Genomic DNA, 21,169 nt, shown 5'->3' on the forward strand with positions numbered 1-21,169 from the left:
ACAATCTCTATAGGAAAATCAAAACCCGTCTTTCAAAGCAGGTTAAACCCTCAGCTTCAATTGATAATTGAACAGGTTTTTTGGATAAAGTAATCACGCATCCAAATTCTTATTCAGCACAAAAACATACTATCTAACTATGGAGACACTTAAAATGATAACAGCGCTAATCAGCTTTATAACCGCCTGTATGGGCATCAGCATAAAATTGAAAACCTCAAATTCCAAACATATGAACAAAGAAACTATTCCTTACCTCGTCCTGATTATTGCCTTCCTTTTACTGGTTGGCGCAATCTGTTACCTGGCGAAAATTAACCTGCGGAAATAATGTGGCATAAATTGGAAAGGGTATTTAAAAAGAAAAGTCCCGAACACTCGCTGCCGGGACTTCTCAACCTAAACCTTATCACAATAGGCAGAAGAGTTCTGCCATTTGAATCGCAAAGTTAGTCATAATGATCGTAAAAGAAACACCTTTAAAGGAGTACCAGGTTTCAGAACAGCTTATTAATTTGCGCCATGATTTCTAACCAACTTAATATTATAACAGGTAGCGACCCTGAACAGGACACTTTAAAGAAACTCGGCAACCGGGTTAAGACATTACGGATAAAGGCCGGACATCAACATTACGAAAAATTCGCTTTTCAAAATAACATCGGGAGGATCTTGCTCCGCAGGTGTGAACTGGGCGGTAATGTTAAGTTTAGCAGCCTGTTAAGAATCATCAATGCACTGGGTGTTACCCCCGCGGAATTTTTTAGTAAAGGATTTGACTGATCGTAATCACCTTCCTTTAATTACGATTTTAATATCCAGTGACTGGATCAATTTTTTATACCAAGTCTACTGATCACTTATAAACCAGCACCGCCAGCTCAAGTACTCTTACATAACTCAAAACTATTTTTGACCGCACTGCATTTAACTGCTTTTTGCAGATCCGGAAAATATTCCGGCGTTTAGTACTATCCTGGTCCATCAGGTCGTAACATTCTGTCACCTCTTTTACAACGCTTTTCCTGATTTGTTCATTGAGCCACGTCTTGACCTTTGCATTGAACGCAGTTTTATCTAACATTTTGAATGCTTTATTTTTTTTATCGCTATCGATATAACCTGCGATTATCTATAAGTCTGCTTTTGCAGAAACGACTGGACGGCGGCCAATCATTGATCGCGAATCAAATTTACCCGAAGGTAATTTAAAACCTAACGATCTCAAAATTATCAAATTCATTATAATTGCTAATATTTTTAGCATAAATTTGCAGACACAAAAGGAATGAACAATGGCGTACCGGGTTTTAACAGCGCATAACAGGATGGAGATCGAGGATACGGATTCGGGCCTGCGGGTGGTGGTGAACGAAAAAGGAAAGACCCGCTTACCTGAAAATAGCGCCTATTGCCTGGCAACGCTGTACCGGATCAAGGGCGGATTTATCCCGGATAAGATATTTGTATTCCGGGCTCTGAACGGGATCGACCTCGCAACACTGAAAAAGGGAGTCGACTTCTTTTTCACCACCCTGCTGGAAACCGAATTATATATAAAGGAAGTGCCTGCCGATTCTGCGCTGTTCAGCCAGGAGTCCGCGCGCTGGTATGGCGATCATAAAGAGGAGAAAAAAAATGGAGCAGTTAGCATTGTTTGCGCCGGCGGGGCAAAGTAAGGGCTTGCCAATACATTTATTGGATTATCATTCCAATTTCCTGGACAAGGAGATGAGCAACGGGTTACTGGAAAAATTCATCAGGGAAACACCCTGGAGGCAAACCACGCAAAAGCTATGGGACAAGGAATATTTGACCCCGCGCCTCACCTGCTGGTACGGGGATACCGGCAGAATTGCAGGCACGCTGCCATGGACAACGGAGCTGCAGGCCATCCGTGAAAGGGTGGAACCGCTTGCAGGCGTAACTTTTAACACCGTATTACTCAATTATTACCGCAACGGCAATGATTCAGTTGCCTGGCACAGCGACAAGGAAAGCATTATGGGCAGCCAGCCGGTCATCGCTTCGGTCAGCTTCGGGCAAGTGCGCAGCTTTGATATCCGTCGTAAAGCAGATCATGGGGAAAGGTATTCCGTGCGCCTGGAGCACGGATCCTTCTTATTAATGAAAAGCGGATTGCAGGAACATTGGGAGCACCGCATCGCCAAGTCCGTTAAACCGATGAAAGCAAGGGTTAACCTCACCTTTCGTTTGGTGATCTGATATTTTACCAACAGTATTTAATTTTTAAAACACAACCCAATTATATTCGCAGCATGAAGAAACTGTTTAACCTTTGCCTTATCGGCACTTCAATCGCATTGATCTCCTGGGGCTTTAAGGGGCACCGTGCGGTGGCGACCATCGCACAAAAGCATTTAACGAGCAATACGGCCTACGTGGTTTCGGCCTACCTGAAGGGCGAAAGCATGGCTGAAGTAGCCACCTGGGCTGACGAAAATAAAAGCAGTACAACTGCACCCTGGCATTTTCTGAACCTACCCTTGGGATTGACCCACGAGCAGTTCGTGAAATTTGTGAGTGAAAGCGACAATAACGTTTATACGGCAATTCTTAAAACTGAAGCCAGCCTGAAGGATAAGAGCCTGGCTCCCGACCAAAAGAACGAGGCCCTGAAATATCTGATCCATTTGGTCGGTGACGCGCACCAGCCGATGCACATCAGCCGGAAGGAAGACAAAGGCGGTAATACGATTCAGGTGCGTTTTGATAATAAAGGCACAAACCTGCACAGTCTTTGGGATAGTAAGCTGATCGACCATGAAGGGTTAACCGAAGCGGAAATGGTCAGGACCTATGATGTGGCGACTGCCGCGGAGATCCGGCAATGGCAAGCCGACAGCCCGATGGAATGGATCTGGGAAAGCTACCAGGTCAGCAGTGAACTTTATGCGCAGGTAAAAACCGGGCAGGACATCGATGACGCTTATTATCAAAAGTATATCCCGGTAATCCGCAAACGCATCAACCAGGCAGGCATCCGTTTAGCGGGTGAACTGAACAGGTTGCTCAATAAAGAACAGGTTACTAACATCAGTCAGACCTTGATCCATCCGGCGGCGAACGCCCAAACTGTGATTGTGGTCAAGTTGGAAGATATTAAAGCCGCGATTGGAAAAACTGTCAGTGTCCAGGGAAAGGTGTACAGCAGCAAAGATATTGGCAGCATGATACTCGTGAATCTTGGTGCAGCCTATCCCAATCAGCTATTGACCATAGCCTTAAAGGGCAAAGCGAAGGATATGGGGAACCAGTTAGCCGATAAAACCGTCATAGTTGAGGGTGACGTGATCGATTACAAAGGCAAACCAGAGATCATCGTGACCGACCCGTCAAAGATCAAATTCTAAAACTATGAGTGAACCGTTTATTGTACCGGTAGTCTACCAGGGAACGGAACATGAATTTAAAGCGCGTTTTGAACGGTGGGCTTATACCCACCGTATTGCCGTGCTGATCGGTGAAACGACCTTTATTTTTGAACCGGATGAGGAAGGCGGCTACCGGGCCATGAATGACGCCGGGCAATCCGCCGGCGCAACCAACGTCAATGTTGACCTGCTCCGGGCGGTCGCCGAAAAACTGGCAAAGCTAAGTTCCTGAAAGGCCGGCCATTGGAGCAAGCAGATCACTTTTGTTGCTTTAATCCGTTTTTTTTACCAGTACCAGTTGCCCGTTGTGTGAGCTTAAATGGTTCGTCCGGCTCAGCAACAGGTTCAGCTTGTTTCTTTCGGGCTGCAACGCGAAATCTTCCGCGCTCACGTAGGCGTGTTTGGAAAGCCAGTCGGCAACCGGCATCTCGTTGAATTTTTGATTCAGGAATTCATTCAGCTTATGCCAGTTCTCTTTGATCCATGCCGTTTCCGGGTATTTCGCATCTGGTTGCTGCGCATCAAGGAAAAGCGGATCCAGGTCTGCATAGGACCGTTCACCAAATTCCATCCCTTCCACCAGTTTATCATGGACCACCAGTAAGTGGCCTATTACATATACAACCTTGTTCCGGCCGGGCGCGACTTCCTTATCCATTGCCCATTCACTTAACGAATCGATTAATTTGGAGGCCTGCGCAACCCGTTGTTCCCAGGTTTTCACGCACTGGTCGATGATCATTTTTTCATTCATATCTTTTATCATTTAAATAGGCAAACCATTGGTATCCGATGACAGGACATCACTCATATAGTCCAGGAAAGGCCGCATGTCTTTAAAGGCCTGGTTAGCCAGCGCTAAAAAGCTGCCGCCTAATACTTCCTGATCTGAAAACTGCCGCCTGACGAGAAACTGCTTATAGCGTAAAAGATCAATGGACTCATGGGTGCCGTCAAAACCTTTGGGGCTGGTTTTTAATTGTTCACCTCGTAAGCCGCCAAAATTCTTTACAAAGACCGGATCTGTGAGGATCTTACGAAGCGGGGCCGGATCAAAAGCGATATCTTCCCGGATCAGTTTCAGGTCGGGAGCCGCCGGTGCCCAAAAGCCGCAGATGAGGGATGTTTTACCGCCAGGTTCCAGGTGATAATAATACCCGCCACGCCGTTGCTTCCCGGCGCGTTTAAAGCGGCCGCCCCAATAGGTGCTGTAAGGTGTTTTGTCTTTGGAAAATCGCACATCGCGATATATCCGGTAAAGGCTTTTTGCGCCGCTCCCGGTTTCAATGACGTCATGTTTGTTCATCTCCTTCAGCAGCTCACCGGCAAATGCGGCGACCACAGCAGCTTCCTGGTGATAAATTGATTTATTTTCAGTAAACCAATTGCGGTCGTTATTTTTCTTAAGCTGTTCCAGGAAACTAAAAACGGAAGGCTGGAGATTTACGGATGCCATTGTCCAAAGCTAACAGGTGTCCGTTAAACTGCGGCGTCTAAGGAAAATCATTACACAGTTATTACTTAACAAAACTATATCCGGGATATAGCTAATGGGAAAATGATTATTTTGCAAAAAAGTTCATGCCATGGAAAATAACAAGAATGACAATTCTGTGCTCGCGCATATTACAAAGCTCACCGAAAAAGAGGAACACCTGTATGGTAAGACTGACCTGACTGATAAAGATATTAAGGAACTACATCATGTTAAATCCGAACTGGACCAGTACTGGGACCTGTTAAGGCAGCGACGCGCATTGCGGGATGCCGGTGAAAACCCCGGAGGGGCAGAAATGCGGCCTACTGACCAGATCGAAAATTATGAGCAGTAGATAAGCCGCCTAAATGATCTTATAAAATCCCGCATTAAACCCGTTGGATTTGCCGGATCTATCCTTTTTACCGGCCGGATAAAAACATCCACCGGGCTACTGCAACTGGCTGCCCAATTTGAATCACATCCTGTTCAAGTACGTCAAAGGATCGGATATAGCGTTAGCGGGATTTTTCACGGTGGGCTTTGAAAACCTGTACCTTATAGCGGCCTGCGCGGTCGTTTCGGTTTCGGTGTTTCGGTGCGGTTATCCCTTTGGGGCGTGTCCTGGCTTTGCCGGAATGGTTTTTTGAAACTTTTTGCAGGAACCTGCTGAGGAACGGGCTTCTCCTCAGCAAACCGGACATTGATCGTCCGGTCGCCGATGTTTAAGCCATCTAAAGCCCGGATCGCTCTTTCGGCTCCGGCATCATCTGTCATCGTGATAAAGGCATATCCTTTAGGTTCGCGGGTAAGCTGGTCAGTAACGATGGTCACCGTGTTCACCGTGCCATGCAAACTAAACAGTTCGACCAGTTCTATTTCCTGCATACTTTTCGGAAAGCCTACGATAAACAATTTTGCCATGGTGCCGTAAATATACGGCTCATCTACAGTCTTTAATTAAATATTTGATTTTGAAGGCCGCCGGCAAAAGAAATGCAGCCGTTTAATTCATGGAGCGCCCCGTGTTTTCACCAGGATCATGAACCATGCGAAAACACGGGGCGAAACGGGGCGGGCGAATGCCCGCCCGCCGGAAGATTTTTGCCTACCGTTAACTGTTGGGATCAAGCAGGTTCGTAAACAATGATCTCTATGGTCAGTTCAGATAAAATCCCGGTGAGCATAGGTTTGATCACTTGCCAGTCCAGCCCGCCATTTCCGCAGCCTAAAGCGGGTAAAGCTATACTGTTGAGCTTACTTTGTTTCAGGTAAGAAAGCAGTTCGATTAATCCCGAAGCGATATATTCATTTTTTGCCGGGTTTCTCCAATCCCGCTTGGTGGGAAAGTTGATAATCGTTTTTTCACCTGTCAGCAGGCTGCTATCTTTAACTACGAGCAATTTTCCTGTGACCAGTTCGCCTTTTTTACAAGCCTCTCTATATTTTTTATAATTAAAGGGGAATGCATGTTTGAATTGCAGGGCGATTCCTTTCCCCATTACCCCAACAGTATTGACCGTATTAACCAATGCTTCAGCGCCCGATTCCAGTAAATTGCCTTTTGTAAAACGTATCATTGCCCTAACTCCCGCTTTTTATTTCTGTCTCCAATAATAACAGTTTTTGATAAATATCTTCCCAATATTTACATAAATACAAATCGTATTCAGAGGGCTTACTTACCCGGTAGTGGCGATAATCATCCGCTTGCAAAATGGCTATCAGCAAATCAGTTACTATAATTTCTTTGCCATCCAAATCTGTAATTTTCATCACTTGGTTCTTTTGATATGAAATCAGGCCACTTTCAGTGGCTGTGTTTTAAACTCCTTTAAGTTCAGGAAAAAGCCCCTGTTGAACAGTATGCCCTCCCGGAATACCTGCCATAAGAGGGAAGCGCCTAAATTGGCTAATGCAGAATTAATAAATAAATCCTGTTTGGTCAGGGCTTCGGCTAAAGAACAGCTTGGTGTATTGTCGGTACTTTCCGAGGTTTCCAATAATTCCCTGAATTCCGAAGTAACCACTGGCAGGGTTTCCACGACCCTGAACTTTTTGCTTTCGGGTTGCTTGATGTCTGTCAGCGTTGACAGGATAACCTGTCCCGTATCCCTGCTGTTCCCGAAATCCATCCAGTAGAGCGGACGGTTACGCATATAGCTAATCCGCTCATCGAAATTGAGCAGTAATTCCGCAATCTCGAAACGTGCAGATACGGTATCAACACAGGATATGGTAAACTCCGCCATCCTTAATTCGGGAGAGGCAGCAATCGTTTCCTTATTGTACTTATCGGTGATGGCTTTCCAATTCGTTCCGAAAAACAGGTTAATCCGGTTGACCAGTGCCACCGCCTTGTACATACCCAATTCAGCAGTAGAGAACAGTTGCCTGCCGAGGTTCGCAACTTCAACCTTATCATCATCAAATACCCGCACCATTAAACCGGGATGATGCATTGCGATCAATGCGTGGTTCATTCTGCCTAAAGCGGTAAGAAACTGACTTCCTGTTCCCCCTGCGCCAATTAAATTAATCAGTATCGGGTTATAGGGGTTGAGCAATGTTTTTTCTACGATATGCACGCTCGGCCTGACGGCATTTAATTTTTTCGTTTTCATGTTATTAAGCTTTGTAATGTGTCATTGGTGGATTTCAACAGGTGAGTTGGAAAGGCATTTTCCGTTTTAACCTGTGTTTGCCATAACTGGACGATATTTTCGGTTACCGGGTTAAAGTCATCCATCAGGTGGCTGAAATAGCTGTTCCAATAGTAATTTTCCCATTGTGCCATGAAATCTTCCAAACGGGCGGACTCGCTGATATTGATCCTAACCGTTCCCATACAAACCCTGCCTGTACGGTAAATATTAAAGAATGGCGCATGGAACAATTTGGTGTTGCCTGTTGGTTTTTTACCGCCTTTCAGGGCAAATACTGCTAATTCTTCCCGGCCTGCTTTCCAAACCATTGCCGGGACTTTTCCCCTCCCTGATTTAATTCCCAAAGCGGATGCGAAATATAAAGGCACTTCCTGCGGTGGGGTAAACCAAACTGCATACCCGCCATTTTGGGGATTAACATACAGCACCTGATTAGGTATGATGCCCCTGCTTCGCAGGAAGCCCGTTTTCATTTCCTCGGCGGCTTGAAACAACCCGCTCAATTGCAGGGTTTCCTTAAAGGTAAGCGGGTGGGCATTTATCGGCTTTCCGAATTTGCCAATATCATAGCTTTCCACGTAAATATTGCTTTCTCCCCCGCCATCTTCAACAGTTGTTTGTTTCTGACAAATCAGCAGGGCTTTAACCGGCTGATAGGAATTACAAAAGTTATTCGTTAAGTTCTTCATAATCGTAATCATTTAAAATTTCAGATAGTCGGTCTATCAGTGATAAAATCCTCGGTTCAAAATCGAAAACATGGCAGGGCTTTTCCTGCGGGCGGTCAAACCATTGCATCGTTACGGGTTCTTCCTGGTAACCCATTTCCTGAAATTCATCGTTTATCATCCTGAACAGCATTTTTGCAAGCCTGTCTTCCCCGCTCCAGTAAAAGGAAATATACTGCTCCCAGTAAATGGTATTGTTATCCTCCGGCTCATCCTCGTAGTACATGCTTTCCCTTAATGCCCGTTTAGGGTAGTCCTTAATCAATTTTATAAACTCCGTAACCAACTCCGTCAGGTATTTATCAGCGCCCTGCTTATTTTGGTATTTAAGGCAAAGCCGTTCCAAATCCTTTAATTGGAATTGCTTTTGAATTTCAGGCTGTAGTATATTTCCTGCCTGCTCCAATATTTTCAATTCGTTGACTTGCTGATTTCTGTAAATGACATCTTCTTCATCCTCGTCACCATCGACCTCTTCCAGCCAGTTTTTAATCGTGTCATAATTACTGTCAACCGTTCCCGGTTCATTAAAGAACGGCACTCCCGCAACCTGATAGAGGTAGGCGAAAAGTGCAATAAATAATTGATACCGGGGACGTTCCGCCTGTATGTCCCGCATTTTCCAAACCGGCCTCACCGGGATATAAAATAAGTGATTGCCTGTATCAAATGATTTCAGTGTGGTCATGCAACAGGCATGTTGTTTATCCTGTCCGATTTTAACCTGTAAATCGAAGTTGCGTGTTTGCTGTTCAGTAACCTTATTATAAGCTTCCCTGATATTTTCGGGAAAGGACAGGCCGGAAACATCCGGCTTTGTCCATCCGTAGAGTTTGCACAGGTTTTCGACGGAAATAAAAAACTCCTGTTCAGCCTTTTGCCAGTCATTAAAGGCTATACCCCAAACGGGCTGAAAAGCATGGTTTAAAAAACCATTACGGTGCATTCCTGCGGTGCGCTCCTTAACGGGTTTTGCTGTACCTCTCTTGCGTCCGGCAAGCGGTCTAACCGCTCTGTGAACTGGCCGAATAGCTGATGTATTTTCCATTGTTTACTCTGTTCTATGACGGTTACTTTTCTTTTTTTTATTGGCCTTTCCATTGTGAATAGTTTTAACCCTTTGTACCCATTGTACTTTCAAAGCGGTATTGTACTTCATCATTCCTGATTTCAGGGCCGACAATCCGTGCGTTGGTCAATACCGGATATGTACCTGCATAAAAGTTGAGTACCATATCAGGGTCGAATGTTTCACCGGGATCGGTTAAGCGGACTTCCTGTCCGTTCTCCTTGTGGATAAAAATCCTTTCTAATTGCGTTGTCTGTAACATGGCTAATCTTGATTAAATAGTTGCAGGGCTTTGTCCATTTGTTCTTTTTTCCGGGTCAGGTCGGTTTTTCGCTTGTTCAGTTCCTCCGCCTTTTCAGGGTAATCGGTCACCGATGGTAAAATTTCCAACGCTTCCGCATATTTACAGGCATCGTTCAGCAACACGACTTTTCTGATCGCTTCCGTATAAATTCTCTTTTTTTCCTCGGCTGAAACTTTTGGCTCTGTAACCTCCAAATCATCCTCATTGTCTTCGTCACCCTCTGATTTCACCTTGGCGGGCTGACTTTTATTATTTTGCGCCAGTTTCTTTTTAGCACCCTCTAAAGATTTACGGTAAGCATCAAGATTGCTGTATAAACCTGCGGTTTCCTGTACAGGCTTTTCAATAGCTTCAAAAAAACCCTCATCCATTTCTGTAGCAGTTCCCTTGAAAATCAGGGGGGCTATGGTTTTCAGGGCAGGGTCGTTATTTTCGGTTGGCGCATAAAGCGCAGACACAACAAAACGCCCGTTTTCGTCATTTTGGATGCCTATTTTCCAAATGCCCGGGGCATTCAGACCGGCTATATTTTCAAAGAAATTCGTTTTCATATTTTGATTATTTAAAGATTAAAAGGAATGCACCTGCAAGGATGGCCATCAAGGCTAACAGGTTAAACAGGTTTTCTATCCGTGTGGTAATCCACCATTTTTCATAGGATGAAAATTGCTGTAGACCTGCTACACCCCTGCGGTTGAACCTGCGCCTGCTGATAATGTAGCGGATAGCCAAGCCTATGCCTATCAGGCTATAAGCATGCAGGGCTCGTGTTATTCAGATGAATGATTAATAGTTCCATTGTCGTATACTTTATTGATTATAAAAACAGGGATAAATTTTGCGCCTCCTTGCGGTTGTCGGGATGATAGGGAACGCTTTCTTCTCTTAATTTTAAGATAATAGCATACCAAATAATCTTGGCGAGGCGGTAATCATCCCCTGATTCCCTATCCACATCGATTGCCCCGCTGTCTACCGCTTTTTGATATAACCGTTCGATTTGGCCGGACAGGTCATATTCCGTCAGCAGTTCATCAAAACGTTTTTTCAGCAATTGCTTTTCCATTTTCTGCGTGTTTTAAGGATTAAAAAATAATTCGACTGCTGTTTTAAATTTGGGATCGGTATGCTTGCCCTGTTCGGTGTAGGTGGTCAGGCAGTGATTCAGGTATAATGCGCTGTAGCCGTCAAATAACTGGTCACTGAATACCGCACTGCTTTTTTCCAGTTGCCTGCCGTATCGTTTGATTTTGCGGTCTGCCTCGTCGGCTAACTGAAACCAAAAATCCACCCCGAACAATTGGTTAACCCAAACCCTGCGCACTTCATCGGGGTTCTCCCGCATATAGGTGCTTAACTGTTGGGTATAGACTAAAAAGGCGGGTATCTCGTGCATCAGTAAAGCGTGTAATAATCTTGCTTTCTGTACATTATTCATGGCTCTTAAAGGTTGCATGATGTTAAATTTGGAGTTGGAAAATAAGGGGGATTGCTCCCCCGTTGATTATTTGATTTGGTTCAGCGCATCCACGCCATGACGGGCGAAGTCACGGCAGAGGTCAAAAGCTACCTGCCCCCGTTGCTTGCCTGTGCCGTCCATGATCGATTTAAATTTGGCTTCCTCATTTCCGTATTTACGCACATTTTGAAAATACCCGGTAATGGCATTGTAAGCGCCAAATACTGTACCTGCGGTAGTGTCCATTTGCTGGGTAGGATTTCCCAAAGCATATTCGTAAACACTATCGACGATATTGGTATAAGTAGTTGACAGCTTATCCAGTAAGCGCAATTCCAGATTGGTGATGACTTCCTTATTTGGAGCCATAGCCACCTGTATCAATTTTTTAACCTGCATATCGGTGATACGCACCTGCGACCAATGGTTAAAAATATCTTCCAGTTCGTTTGCCATCGTACCGCTGATACCCATTAAAGTATGCGCCTGTTTCAGGCGGTCATTAGCTGAAGCGGTATGTCTTATTTTAATAGAATTGCTATGGTTTCGCATGGCAGCGTTCAGGGTATTGTTGCAGACAATACGGATGGGGGTAAATGCTGCGGTGATACTGCCGAAGCCATCGTGCGAGGTGGTTAAAAACAGGTATTGCTCAATCATATCCTGTCTGCCTACCTTGATATAGCCCGGCAACTTGGCGGTGATAAAAATACGTTCGCCTTTGCCCAATGCCCCGGCGGTTTCGTACAAAATGCCATCCCCGCCACCTACAATGGCGTCGAAGAACTCAAAGGCGTTTACATTCTGCACGACCTCATAATCTTTGCCGACTACACCCAAAACCTGTTCGGTGTCGGTACGGATATTAGCGAAATAATTGGGCACTTCGATTTCAGGGATTAGAATATCATTGTCGGGGTCGCCTGTATGGTTCTCGGTATCATAGGTAAACAGCGGGCGTTTTTCCACGAAATAATCTAAACCCGCATATTTTATGGCTTCTGCGCTTGTGGGGTACTGTTCAACGATCTGACCTAACCCGTGCCATGCTTTTTCCTTTACGCTGAAAAAGCTGTGTTTCCCGTTTGTTTCATTGATGTTATGTGACATGACTTTAATTTTTTAAGTGATTACTGAATTGCTCTCGGTTATATATTATGTTTCCGCCCTCAAAAAGGCAGGTCGTCATCCGGTGCATTGCTTTTGCTTTTTTCCGGCTTTGCAGAGGTGCTGTTTGATGAGCCGCCCAAAAATTTGAGGTTGGAGATATTGCAGGTTAAATAGCTTATCGCATCCCCGTCTTTGTTGACCCATGCACGGCTACCCAAGCGGCCACCTAATTGTACCAATAAGCCTTTTTTAAGGAATTGCCCTACTTTCGGATTAATCCAGTAAGCACATTCCACATAGGTGGTCAGTTCCACCCGTTCACCATCTTTAGGTTTGTAGCTGTCGTTAATAGCGATACTGAAATTCACCACTTTTTTTCCTCCTTTAACCTCGCTAACCTTAGCGTCAGAGGTTAATCTTCCTGTTAGTTCCATTGCGTTCTTAATTTTTAATTGTTAAAAAATCTGTTTTCAAAGACCATTTCGACAGAACCCTCATTTGGCCTTTGATAGAGGCAAAAAACTTGCGCGGGGGGCGAGCGGGGCAAGGCTGCCGCAAAAAATACTACCCGGAGCGCAGCGGAGGTGTGGAGATTTTTTTAAGCGGCATTTACATGGCCTTGACCGCTGAAGAGGGGTAAATTTGCCTCAAGCAAAGGCTAAATGAAACAGGAATTAAGACCTGGAAGCAGTCCGGGATCAGGCATGGAAAAGCAGGTTTCTAATGTTTAAAGCCAGGGATTTTACCGGCGAAAGGATAACTGCCCTTCCGGCTACTATTGCCGGACGAGGCACCCGCAGGGCCAGGTTAGCCTTATGCCGGGTCTGTTGGGAAGCGCGGGCCGGATATTAAAGTGATCATCAGACCAGGGTAGAAGGAACAAGGAGCAAAGCTTGACACGGCCGAAAATGAGGGCTGGAAAGGCGGGCACGAGATGGGCATGATGTGCTGATCCGGTACCCTAATTGTTTAGGTTTTCGGGATATACCGGATTCTTGCAGAAGTGAAAATGAGTCTGGGCGATACGAGGGAAAGCCGGGGATTGAGGCGTATGGTCGAAACGCTGCAAATGTACCGGATAAATAAATTGGACGATACGCTTCACGAACATCTTGAAAATGGCGGCAAACCTATGTGTTTGAGCTATGCCGCCTTTTTATTGCTTCGAACCGGTATTTAATTTATCCTGGTCATCGGTATCTGTAAATTTGTTGGCCGGGTTTCCTCCGTGTCGAAGCCTCGTCCATCGACGTTTCGTGCACCCCAGAAAAGCATGTCGTTAAAAAAATAGATCAAATCATACTCCTTGAAATGCTGGCCCTCGGTTAAGCCGAATGGTAAAAAGGATTTGCCAAAGATGCTTTGCACCTCACCAACCTTCCATTTATCATAGGCAGTACCTGCGACCTGATTGAGCAAGTCTGCAAAGCCCTGTATCAACGGCGTAACTTCATATGCTTCATCTGCGGTGAAATTGACTTTTTGGGCACCTTCGGCAATGGGGTGATCGCCTTGCCAGGTGATATGGCCGGTAATGGCGATCCTGGCTAAGGGCACTTTTCCATATGGATCGGCGAAATTTAAAATAGTCAGTGTAAACCTATCGCCCGCCAAATATTCAAAATCGCGGGTAAGATAAAAGGGTTTGGCGCTGCCGTTTTCATTTTTTTGATTGCTTGGCCTGATCTCAGGACTTATACTGTGCCATTTACCAAGAATAGCTTTTTTAGTTTCTTCAATTTCCATACAGGTTTTTGTTTTTTACCAGACGAAAGTTATAATTAATCTGTTCGCTAATTGGTTGTTATAAAATTGGTTATGCTTAATATAATTAATTTATCCTGGCGCTTTTAGCTGCTGTTTCAAGGATGGTTGCTACCTCTTTGGCATGAGAGATAAAAACAACGTGACTGGCCTTGATCTCATAAACTTTTCCACCAGTTTTTTTACCCATACTCCTTTCAAGCACCGGTGGAATCGAATGGTCGTCTGAAGCTACAATATACCAGCAGGGTTTAGTTTTCCAGGCCACATCCTTAAACTTATACAAGAATGCCGAGTTGGCAATTGGTACCTGGGAATCATACATAAAATCAGCCTCTGCCTGCGGCAGGTCGGCGCAAAACCCGGTATGAAATTTTGCTTTATCATACCAGTCAAATCCAAATTTGTCAGGCGGGTTAATTCCTGTAAGGGGGTCATGAGGGGCAGAATTTAACAGGTCAAACAGCGAATGTCCCGGATCGGGAACGAAAGCTGCAATATAGACCAGACCTGCTACCTTTTTAGAGAGGCCGGCAATGCTGATTATCGCGCCGCCATAGGAATGACCGGCTAAAATACATGGACCATCCAGGCGGGCAAGTACCCTGTTTGTTGCTGCTACATCATCGGGAATTCCGGTATCCGGGTTGGGTACTACACTAACATTATATCCGTGGCTTTTTAAAATGCGGTAAACTTCTTCATAGCCTGAGCCATCCGCGAAAGCACCATGTACCAAAACGATATTTTTTACTTGTGCGCTGGCGTGGTTAGCTAAAAATCCACAGCAGGAAAATAAGAGGAACACCATTAAGGTCAGCCTGCTTTTAGGGCGATACCCGGAATTGATTGTTTTCTTTTTCATGATTTTGAGGTTTATATGGAAGGTTAATAATCTGTCAGATATTTTCTGTAAATTCTATAGAATTCCCATGAAGATCAGCGATGAAGGCGATACGCTTACCAATAACAGGTAAATTAAATGGCTCCCTGGTAATGTTAATACCCCTTTGCCTTAAAGCCTCAATGGTCTCATCAACGCTTTCGACGGTCATGCTGAAGTGGTGAAAACCTGAGACGATTGGTAATGAATAATCCTGATAGGCAGCCGGTATTGGTCCCTGTATGATTTCCAGCCAAAAATCATCGTCGTTGGCCGGTGCCACGTAAGCCATCAAAAGATCACCGGACACCCATTTATCAACCAGCCTGAATCCTAATTTATCTATATACCATTGAATGGTGGTCTCGTAATCCGTTGTCCTTAAAGCAGCATGTTCGAATTTCATTTTTCCGTTGATGCCGTCCGGATTTTTTGCCGGGTTTTTAATGATTTTATTATTCATAGTTTTAGAATTTTGCTAATGATCAGATTTCGTTATCAAGAAAAAATAAGGCTTGATTTGTAAATAGATAAGGGTATTGAAATAGCGAGCCGTGTGAAGCGTCGGGATAGATCGATAAGATGGCATCCGGCAGCTGTTGAAACATTTCGTAAGAATTGGAGGTCGCGAACATATGGTCGTTGCTGCCGGTCACGATCATTACCTGGTGTTTGATACGTTTAAGTAGCGGATTTGCCGGCTCTGGTACCTCTCCCCAGCCAACTATCGCTTCTGTTTGGGCCACTAAAGTCTGCTGCCTGAATCCCGGCGTCCATTTAGGATCACGCTCTGTAAAACGCTTCAGTAAAGCGTAACCCAGCTTGCGGCTCTTTTCTGAATTTTCGAAAAAATAATACAGGTACCTGTCCGCCCCTTCGATACCAACCGAACCTTTTAAGAAATCCCGAAAGGTGGAACATCCTTTTCCTCCCTGCTGGCAGGTGCCCGCTAATATGGCTTTTCTAACGAGTTGCGGATGTTCCTCCAGGATAAGCTGGGATATAAATCCGCCCAATGAAAATCCCAGCAGGTCAACCTTTTCAATTTTCAGCGCATTTAAAAAAGCAATGGTATCCCGCGCCATTGCCGCGACGGTATTGGGTGTTTCGCCTTCTGATTCACCAACACCCGTGTTATCGAACAGGATTACCCTGCGCGTTGAACTCAGTGCATCTATTACAGCAGGATCCCAGCCGTCCATGTTCCCTGTAAAATGCTGCAGGCATAAAAGCGGAATATCAGAATTATCCCCAATCAGCCGGTAAGCTAACTGGTGGCCATTAACATTTACGAATTGTGTTATGGCAGTTTTAAAGGAATTTGAAATATCCATTTCTTTGGTTTTTAATCTATAAAATAATCAGGGTCGTCTGTGGTTACGCTGATCTCTTCCCATTCATTTACATCTTCCCAATATTTAAGGGTATTATCGCGGTAGGCTTTTACACTGTCACTTCCAATGGGAAGGTGAAGCGGAGGATCTTCAGCATTTGCAAGCTGTACTATGACATGGCCGATTTTTTTGACATCCCCAAGGCGTTTAATATTATCGCTGAACAGCTCCGCTCTTTTTTTGCCTACTTCGGTTCTTTCATAGTCATCGATGATCACCTTTGCTTTTTCTGCGGTGCTGTTTCCCTGGAAATGTGTCAGGAATAGGCCGGGCTCTACGGAAGTAACTTTTATATTAAAGGGTTTTAATTCCAGTGCCAGACCCTCCGATATACCGTTAACGGCATATTTGGTTGCCGCGTAAATGCCCCATCCGGCTTTTGGACCAAAGGAAAACATCGATGAAATATTGATGATGTGGCCAGCCCGTTCTTTGCGCATATAAGGAAGGACCGCACGGGTAACATTAAGCACCCCAAATACATTCGTTTCAAAATTCCGGCGAACTTCGGCAGCGGTGGCTTCCTCGATCGCACCCAGGTAACCGTAACCGGCATTGTTCAGCAGCACGTCGATTTTTCCGAAACGGGTAATCGCTTCCTCTACTCCGTGCTTTATCGCAACTTCATCAGTAACGTCCAACACAACAACGTGTAAATTAATGGCACTATCCAGGGCCTGATACGCGGCTTCAGCATATTTGCGAACAGTTCCGATAACATTATCACCGTGCTCTAAAACGGTCCGCGCGATTTCCAATCCCATGCCGGAGGAGATCCCGGTTATAAACCATGTTTTTTGTTTTGCTATCATAGTGTACAAGCATTTTGGCTCCATTTTTCAAGACGGGTGCCATTATGGAAGTCGTTGAAAATCAATGAGCAGGAACAAGCATGAACTCATAAACAAAACGTTATATCGTTAATTGGTGACTTTTAAAGACTAAATGAAGTAAGCCAGGCCGATAAGTATTTCCCTTTTTCAGTTCTTAAAAAATCGGGAATAAAATCTTATTTATCTGAGTTGTGACGGAAACATCTGAGGTTGACGAAATAGAACTATGCTATATCGAAAATTAACTGTATTTCGTTAAAATCCTGACCGTAAAAAACTGCAACCTATTGTTTGTCAATCCATTACCAGATGGCATATAAATTCATAATGAGTGTTTGAATTTTATAGGGTTAATGAATACGGGAGTAATGGCCCGGTTTAGAGACCAAAGGAGTCAAAAAAAACATCGCATTATGAATTACAAAGAAGAAAAAACATCGATCACAGAAAAAAGAGCGCATACCGGTAACGGATTTTCACGCCGGAGTTTTCTTACGGCCGGCGGCCTGTTAAGTGCAGGCCTTTTGATAAGCCCATTGGTAAAGGCGGAAGGATTGGCCACAGCTGTTATGGGAAGCAGAAAAAAAACTGACGTTATTGACGTCAAGGCGTATGACATTGTCACAAATGGCATCACGCTGCATGTTACGGAACTTGGGGAAGGACCGGCTGTCCTGTTCTGCCATGGATTCCCGGATACCTCTTATACATGGCGGAAGCAAATGCAGGCCGTAGCTAAAGCTGGGTATCGTGCTATCGCTCCTGACATGCGCGGGTATGGGAAAAGCTCAGCGCCCGCAGACGCGTTATTATATACGCCATTTTATACGGCTGGTGACCTCGTTGGCTTGCTGGATGCGCTGAAAATCCCTAGTGCTGTCCTGGTTGGACATGATTGGGGTGCCACGCATGCATGGAATGCCGCCATGATGCGCCCGGATCGCTTTACAGCGGTAATGTGCCTGAGCGTACCTTATTTTCCACGGGGGGATGAAAGCGTTTTTGAAAAAATGCGGAAAGCCGGCCACCAGAATGACTTCTATATGTTCGAGCAGATGAAACCGGAAACGGACCAGGTATGGGCCAATGCTAAAGTCATGATACCGGGCTTTCTATATTGGGCATCAGGTGCTGCACCGGCAGATACCAAATGGGATCCCATGAATCCTGCGCGCAGTCTTCACCGCCCTGCTCCCGGACCGCTGCCTTCATGGGCCGACCCGGATTATGTTGCAAATAACATTAAGGAATTTGAACGCACCGGTTTCCATGGCGCGTTGAATTACTACCGTGCTGCCGAACCCTATTTTTTCCAATCAGGTGCGTTTAAAGGCGCAAAAATTAACCAACCCTGCTTCTACATAACCGGGAAAGCTGATGGTTTGGGCGTGCTGTACCCACCGGTTGAAAAAATGAAAGCAGGTCTCCCAAATATGGTTGGATCTCTGGAATTGGATGGCGTAGGTCATTGTGTACAACATGAAGCCTCTGCACAGGTGAGCGAACAGCTTGTTAAATTCCTGGGTACCATAAAGCATTCCTAAAAAGGTGCCAGGTCATGCTTTTTTAAAATACAGCAAATTATACGCGTCACGGCAAAAATGCTGTGACGCTTTTTAGCGACAATGCCAACCTGGCCGTGCAGGCCATTTGTAACCATTTATGAAAATTTTTTTACTTACAATTTGTGCATTCGTTACGATAGATGCAGCAGCGCAGGACACGGTTTCCCGGGTTTTGACAATCAAGCAGCTATTTGCATTGACAGAGGCCAACGCAAAACAACTCAGTATTGCTCACCAAAATATTGACATCGGTGATAGTAAAGTTGATGTCGCCAAATCAGACCGGCTCCCTGAGATCGGCACTTCAGCCGATATCGGGTATTTAAGTACGATCGCTATACTCAATCCGGACTTTTCATTTCATTCCAATGTTCCTACCCCGCATTTGTCCAATAACTATTTTGTTGGAGCCAGCGAAGTAATTTATAAGGGTGGATATGTACGCCATAACGTTTCAAGGGCCAAACTCAGTGTGGAACTTGCAGGCTTAAATTATGATAAAGATGCACAGGAAATTAAGCTATTACTATTGGGGAGGTATCTTGAACTCTACGAGCTGTACAATAGTACCGTTATTTATAAGAAAAATATTCAGCTGTCCAGGCGCAGGTTAAGCGACCTTGAAAAACTAAATAAGGAAGGATTGGTTACCGGCAATGATTTAATCAGGAGCCGGCTACAGATCGCGGATTTTGGGCTTGACCTCGACCATCTTCAAAACAATATCACCATTGTCAATAATGAACTGGCTGTCGTTTTAGGTCTTTCTCCTTCTACAAAAATCCTACCGGATACAACGCTTACGGATAGCCCTCTTCATGAAATCCCGCTGGAAGGGTACCTGCAGTCTGCCTATACCAGCCAGCCTGAAATGAAGGTAACCAGGATCAATGAAAAGATCAGTGAGCAAAATGTTGCGCTTGAAAAATCCGCAAGAATGCCTGCCATTTCACTTTATGCCGGTGATGCCCTGCAGCGACCTTTCCTGCTGACACTTGAACCGCTTGATATTTATTACAATGCCTACCAGGCCGGGCTAAAGGTACAATACAATATTTCATCCATATATCATGCAAAGGATAAAATAAGGTTGGCAAATCTCGAACTGGCCCAGCAGCGAACAAAAACGGAATGGCAAAAACAGCAGACAGAAATTGCGGTTACCACAGCCTTTACCCGCTATAATGAGGCAAAACAAGATTTTCAAACCCTTCAAAAAAGCCTGGATCTCGCAGATGATAATTTTAGGGTAGTTCAGAAAAAATACATCAATCAACTGGCGCAGATCACTGATATGCTGGATGCAAGCACATCGAAACTTGCAGCGGAACTTCGATTAAACAACGCCAGGATCAATATTATCAACCAATGGTACCGCTTACAGAAAGCCAGCGGAAATTTTTAACAAAAAGATCAGGCAGACATCAATTATGGAACCAGAACAAACACCCACGACAATCCCAACAAAAACGGATGAAATTGCGCAAAATAAACGGAAACGCCGGATACTGCTGTTTAATATCATATCATTTCTCATTGTGTTTACAGCACTTGGATGGGCGGTAGTCACCTATTTTCACCTCGACAAATCGGTTTACACCAATGATGCGCAGGTAGAATCTTATGTAAATCCTATTAACACCCGGGTTCAGGGCTACATCAGCTCGATCAGATTTGCTGAGCACCAGCATGTAAAAAAGGGTGACACGCTGGTTGTTTTAGATGACAGGGAATATCGTATCCAGGTAAAACAGGCGGAAGCAGTGGTTTTGAATGCGACCGCAGGCAAGACCGTTGTGAATGTGAGCCAGGATGTTTCCAATAACAGCATCGCAGTTTCGGCGGCCAATATTGAGGAAATCAAAGCCAGGCTCGATAATGCCGAGGTGAATTTTCAGCGCTATGCTAACCTGCTAAAAGAAGATGTGGTAACCAAATTCCAGTATGACCAGCAGAAGACGGAAAGAGACGCCTTGAAAGCAAAATACGAATCGCTCATGCATTCACAGCAGGGTGCGCGCTATGCAAGCCAGGAAACCGGTAAAAGGATAGATGTGGCAAAAGCGGATATCCTGCGTGCCGAAGCCGCACTGGACTATTCCCGGCTTAACCTTTCCTATACGGTGATTACAGCACCTTACGATGGTACAGTGGGGCGTAAAGTTATTGAAGAAGGCCAGTTTGTTCAACCAGGCCAAACGATGGTCAGTATTGTAAGAAGTAATGAGCACTGGATCAATGCCAATTATGTAGAGTCCCAGTTAGCAGCTATTGCACCCGGCAGGAAAGTCAAAATTCATATTGACGCATTAGACAATAAGACGTTTTACGGAAGAATCACTTCGGTCTCAGAGGCTACCGGAAGCCGTTATTCCGCAGTACCCGTAGACAATTCTACCGGCAACTTTGTTAAAGTGCAGCAACGCTTCCCTGTTCGGATAGATTTTGTCAACGGTATTGAAAATAAGGACCTGGAAATGCTGCGCGCCGGAATGAATGCAGAAGTTGAACTTGTTAAATAA

Annotated in this window: 32 protein-coding genes; 11 read left to right on the top strand and 21 right to left on the bottom strand. The window is 44.9% G+C overall.

Annotation, left to right across the window (positions count from 1 at the left end; translation table 11 throughout):
- Window positions 1-139: 139 nt before the first annotated feature.
- Window positions 140-331 carry a hypothetical protein gene (locus KXD93_RS21835; RefSeq protein ID WP_258139488.1) on the top strand — a complete coding sequence of 64 codons (192 nt, stop codon included), beginning with the start codon at window positions 140-142 and terminating at the stop codon, window positions 329-331.
- A 191-nt stretch (window positions 332-522) separates the two neighbouring features.
- On the top strand, window positions 523-783 hold the full coding sequence (locus KXD93_RS21840; RefSeq protein ID WP_258139489.1) for an XRE family transcriptional regulator: 261 nt from the start codon (window positions 523-525) through the stop codon (window positions 781-783).
- A gap of 73 nt (window positions 784-856) precedes the next feature.
- Here the strand turns inward: KXD93_RS21840 and KXD93_RS21845 are convergent, their stop codons facing one another.
- Window positions 857-1,084, bottom strand: coding sequence for a hypothetical protein (locus KXD93_RS21845; protein WP_258139490.1), 228 nt, complete (start codon window positions 1,082-1,084; stop codon window positions 857-859).
- 211 nt (window positions 1,085-1,295) lie between these two features.
- Between KXD93_RS21845 and KXD93_RS21850 the strand changes: the two genes are divergently transcribed.
- Genes KXD93_RS21850 through KXD93_RS21865 form a run of 4 tightly spaced genes read left to right on the top strand, consistent with a single transcriptional unit; the run spans window position 1,296 to window position 3,627 of the window.
- Window positions 1,296-1,679, top strand: coding sequence for a hypothetical protein (locus KXD93_RS21850; protein ID WP_258139491.1), 384 nt, complete (start codon window positions 1,296-1,298; stop codon window positions 1,677-1,679).
- Entirely contained in the window at window positions 1,639-2,226 is a 588-nt protein-coding gene (locus KXD93_RS21855) for an alpha-ketoglutarate-dependent dioxygenase AlkB family protein (protein ID WP_258139492.1), read from the top strand. Before KXD93_RS21850 ends, KXD93_RS21855 begins: the two co-directional genes overlap by 41 nt.
- A 53-nt stretch (window positions 2,227-2,279) precedes the next feature.
- The gene (locus KXD93_RS21860; protein WP_258139493.1) at window positions 2,280-3,374 is read left to right on the top strand and encodes a S1/P1 nuclease; all 1,095 of its coding nucleotides are present in this window, start codon (window positions 2,280-2,282) and stop codon (window positions 3,372-3,374) included.
- 4 nt (window positions 3,375-3,378) lie between these two features.
- Window positions 3,379-3,627 (top strand): hypothetical protein, encoded by a 249-nt coding sequence (locus KXD93_RS21865; protein WP_258139494.1) that lies wholly within the window; start codon window positions 3,379-3,381, stop codon window positions 3,625-3,627.
- A gap of 39 nt (window positions 3,628-3,666) precedes the next feature.
- Here the strand turns inward: KXD93_RS21865 and KXD93_RS21870 are convergent, their stop codons facing one another.
- Window positions 3,667-4,149: a DinB family protein gene (locus tag KXD93_RS21870; RefSeq protein WP_258139495.1), complete on the bottom strand. Its 483-nt coding sequence runs from the start codon at window positions 4,147-4,149 to the stop codon at window positions 3,667-3,669.
- 12 nt (window positions 4,150-4,161) lie between these two features.
- Entirely contained in the window at window positions 4,162-4,851 is a 690-nt protein-coding gene (locus KXD93_RS21875; RefSeq protein WP_258139496.1) for a DUF2461 domain-containing protein, read from the bottom strand.
- Window positions 4,852-4,981: 130 nt separating this feature from the next.
- On the opposite strand from KXD93_RS21875, the gene KXD93_RS21880 reads away from it, so the two are divergent.
- Window positions 4,982-5,227: a DUF2630 family protein gene (locus tag KXD93_RS21880; protein WP_258139497.1), complete on the top strand. Its 246-nt coding sequence runs from the start codon at window positions 4,982-4,984 to the stop codon at window positions 5,225-5,227.
- A gap of 203 nt (window positions 5,228-5,430) precedes the next feature.
- On the opposite strand, the gene KXD93_RS21885 is transcribed toward KXD93_RS21880, so the two are convergent.
- From KXD93_RS21885 to KXD93_RS21945, 13 genes are all read right to left on the bottom strand, one after another.
- Window positions 5,431-5,796: an RNA recognition motif domain-containing protein gene (locus KXD93_RS21885; protein WP_258139498.1), complete on the bottom strand. Its 366-nt coding sequence runs from the start codon at window positions 5,794-5,796 to the stop codon at window positions 5,431-5,433.
- Between the two features lie 203 nt (window positions 5,797-5,999).
- The gene (locus tag KXD93_RS21890; protein WP_258139499.1) at window positions 6,000-6,452 is read right to left on the bottom strand and encodes a macro domain-containing protein; all 453 of its coding nucleotides are present in this window, start codon (window positions 6,450-6,452) and stop codon (window positions 6,000-6,002) included.
- Window positions 6,453-6,456: 4 nt separating this feature from the next.
- A complete protein-coding gene (locus KXD93_RS21895; protein WP_258139500.1) occupies window positions 6,457-6,648 on the bottom strand; it encodes a hypothetical protein in 192 nt (63 codons plus the stop codon).
- 23 nt (window positions 6,649-6,671) lie between these two features.
- Window positions 6,672-7,496, bottom strand: a complete 825-nt coding sequence (locus KXD93_RS21900) for a PRTRC system ThiF family protein (protein ID WP_258139501.1) — start codon at window positions 7,494-7,496, stop codon at window positions 6,672-6,674.
- The gene (locus KXD93_RS21905; RefSeq protein WP_258139502.1) at window positions 7,493-8,227 is read right to left on the bottom strand and encodes a prokaryotic E2 ligase family D protein; all 735 of its coding nucleotides are present in this window, start codon (window positions 8,225-8,227) and stop codon (window positions 7,493-7,495) included. Before KXD93_RS21905 ends, KXD93_RS21900 begins: the two co-directional genes overlap by 4 nt.
- Complete coding sequence (locus KXD93_RS21910; RefSeq protein WP_258139504.1) at window positions 8,208-9,314, bottom strand: hypothetical protein; 1,107 nt, start codon at window positions 9,312-9,314, stop codon at window positions 8,208-8,210. Before KXD93_RS21910 ends, KXD93_RS21905 begins: the two co-directional genes overlap by 20 nt.
- A gap of 64 nt (window positions 9,315-9,378) precedes the next feature.
- The gene (locus KXD93_RS21915) at window positions 9,379-9,597 is read right to left on the bottom strand and encodes a PRTRC system protein C (protein ID WP_258139505.1); all 219 of its coding nucleotides are present in this window, start codon (window positions 9,595-9,597) and stop codon (window positions 9,379-9,381) included.
- Between the two features lie 2 nt (window positions 9,598-9,599).
- A complete protein-coding gene (locus tag KXD93_RS21920; RefSeq protein ID WP_258139506.1) occupies window positions 9,600-10,190 on the bottom strand; it encodes a PRTRC system protein E in 591 nt (196 codons plus the stop codon).
- A 7-nt stretch (window positions 10,191-10,197) separates the two neighbouring features.
- Window positions 10,198-10,371 (bottom strand): hypothetical protein, encoded by a 174-nt coding sequence (locus KXD93_RS21925; RefSeq protein WP_258139507.1) that lies wholly within the window; start codon window positions 10,369-10,371, stop codon window positions 10,198-10,200.
- Between the two features lie 85 nt (window positions 10,372-10,456).
- The gene (locus tag KXD93_RS21930) at window positions 10,457-10,705 is read right to left on the bottom strand and encodes a hypothetical protein (RefSeq protein ID WP_258139508.1); all 249 of its coding nucleotides are present in this window, start codon (window positions 10,703-10,705) and stop codon (window positions 10,457-10,459) included.
- A gap of 12 nt (window positions 10,706-10,717) precedes the next feature.
- Entirely contained in the window at window positions 10,718-11,095 is a 378-nt protein-coding gene (locus KXD93_RS21935; RefSeq protein ID WP_258139509.1) for a hypothetical protein, read from the bottom strand.
- 48 nt (window positions 11,096-11,143) lie between these two features.
- Window positions 11,144-12,208, bottom strand: coding sequence for a DUF932 domain-containing protein (locus tag KXD93_RS21940; RefSeq protein ID WP_258139510.1), 1,065 nt, complete (start codon window positions 12,206-12,208; stop codon window positions 11,144-11,146).
- A gap of 59 nt (window positions 12,209-12,267) precedes the next feature.
- Entirely contained in the window at window positions 12,268-12,642 is a 375-nt protein-coding gene (locus tag KXD93_RS21945) for a single-stranded DNA-binding protein (protein WP_258139511.1), read from the bottom strand.
- A 569-nt stretch (window positions 12,643-13,211) separates the two neighbouring features.
- On the opposite strand from KXD93_RS21945, the gene KXD93_RS21950 reads away from it, so the two are divergent.
- A complete protein-coding gene (locus KXD93_RS21950; RefSeq protein WP_258139512.1) occupies window positions 13,212-13,388 on the top strand; it encodes a hypothetical protein in 177 nt (58 codons plus the stop codon).
- Here KXD93_RS21950 and KXD93_RS21955 read toward each other — a convergent pair.
- The 5 genes from KXD93_RS21955 to KXD93_RS21975 form a co-directional block, all read right to left on the bottom strand.
- The gene (locus tag KXD93_RS21955; protein ID WP_258139513.1) at window positions 13,385-13,954 is read right to left on the bottom strand and encodes a hypothetical protein; all 570 of its coding nucleotides are present in this window, start codon (window positions 13,952-13,954) and stop codon (window positions 13,385-13,387) included. The genes KXD93_RS21950 and KXD93_RS21955 overlap by 4 nt on opposite strands.
- Before the next feature lie 85 nt (window positions 13,955-14,039).
- Complete coding sequence (locus KXD93_RS21960) at window positions 14,040-14,837, bottom strand: alpha/beta hydrolase (RefSeq protein WP_258139514.1); 798 nt, start codon at window positions 14,835-14,837, stop codon at window positions 14,040-14,042.
- Window positions 14,838-14,871: 34 nt separating this feature from the next.
- Window positions 14,872-15,318, bottom strand: coding sequence for a VOC family protein (locus KXD93_RS21965; RefSeq protein ID WP_258139515.1), 447 nt, complete (start codon window positions 15,316-15,318; stop codon window positions 14,872-14,874).
- A gap of 22 nt (window positions 15,319-15,340) precedes the next feature.
- A complete protein-coding gene (locus KXD93_RS21970; protein WP_258139516.1) occupies window positions 15,341-16,189 on the bottom strand; it encodes an alpha/beta fold hydrolase in 849 nt (282 codons plus the stop codon).
- Window positions 16,190-16,200: 11 nt separating this feature from the next.
- The gene (locus KXD93_RS21975) at window positions 16,201-17,061 is read right to left on the bottom strand and encodes an oxidoreductase (RefSeq protein WP_258139517.1); all 861 of its coding nucleotides are present in this window, start codon (window positions 17,059-17,061) and stop codon (window positions 16,201-16,203) included.
- Between the two features lie 434 nt (window positions 17,062-17,495).
- Between KXD93_RS21975 and KXD93_RS21980 the strand changes: the two genes are divergently transcribed.
- The 3 genes from KXD93_RS21980 (at window position 17,496) to KXD93_RS21990 (ending at window position 21,169) form a co-directional block, all read left to right on the top strand.
- On the top strand, window positions 17,496-18,626 hold the full coding sequence (locus KXD93_RS21980; RefSeq protein WP_258139519.1) for an alpha/beta fold hydrolase: 1,131 nt from the start codon (window positions 17,496-17,498) through the stop codon (window positions 18,624-18,626).
- 118 nt (window positions 18,627-18,744) lie between these two features.
- Entirely contained in the window at window positions 18,745-20,052 is a 1,308-nt protein-coding gene (locus KXD93_RS21985) for a TolC family protein (RefSeq protein ID WP_258139520.1), read from the top strand.
- A 25-nt stretch (window positions 20,053-20,077) separates the two neighbouring features.
- Window positions 20,078-21,169 carry an HlyD family secretion protein gene (locus KXD93_RS21990; protein ID WP_258139521.1) on the top strand — a complete coding sequence of 364 codons (1,092 nt, stop codon included), beginning with the start codon at window positions 20,078-20,080 and terminating at the stop codon, window positions 21,167-21,169.

The organism is Mucilaginibacter phenanthrenivorans, from assembly GCF_024721155.1.
GTDB lineage: Bacteria > Bacteroidota > Bacteroidia > Sphingobacteriales > Sphingobacteriaceae > Mucilaginibacter > Mucilaginibacter phenanthrenivorans.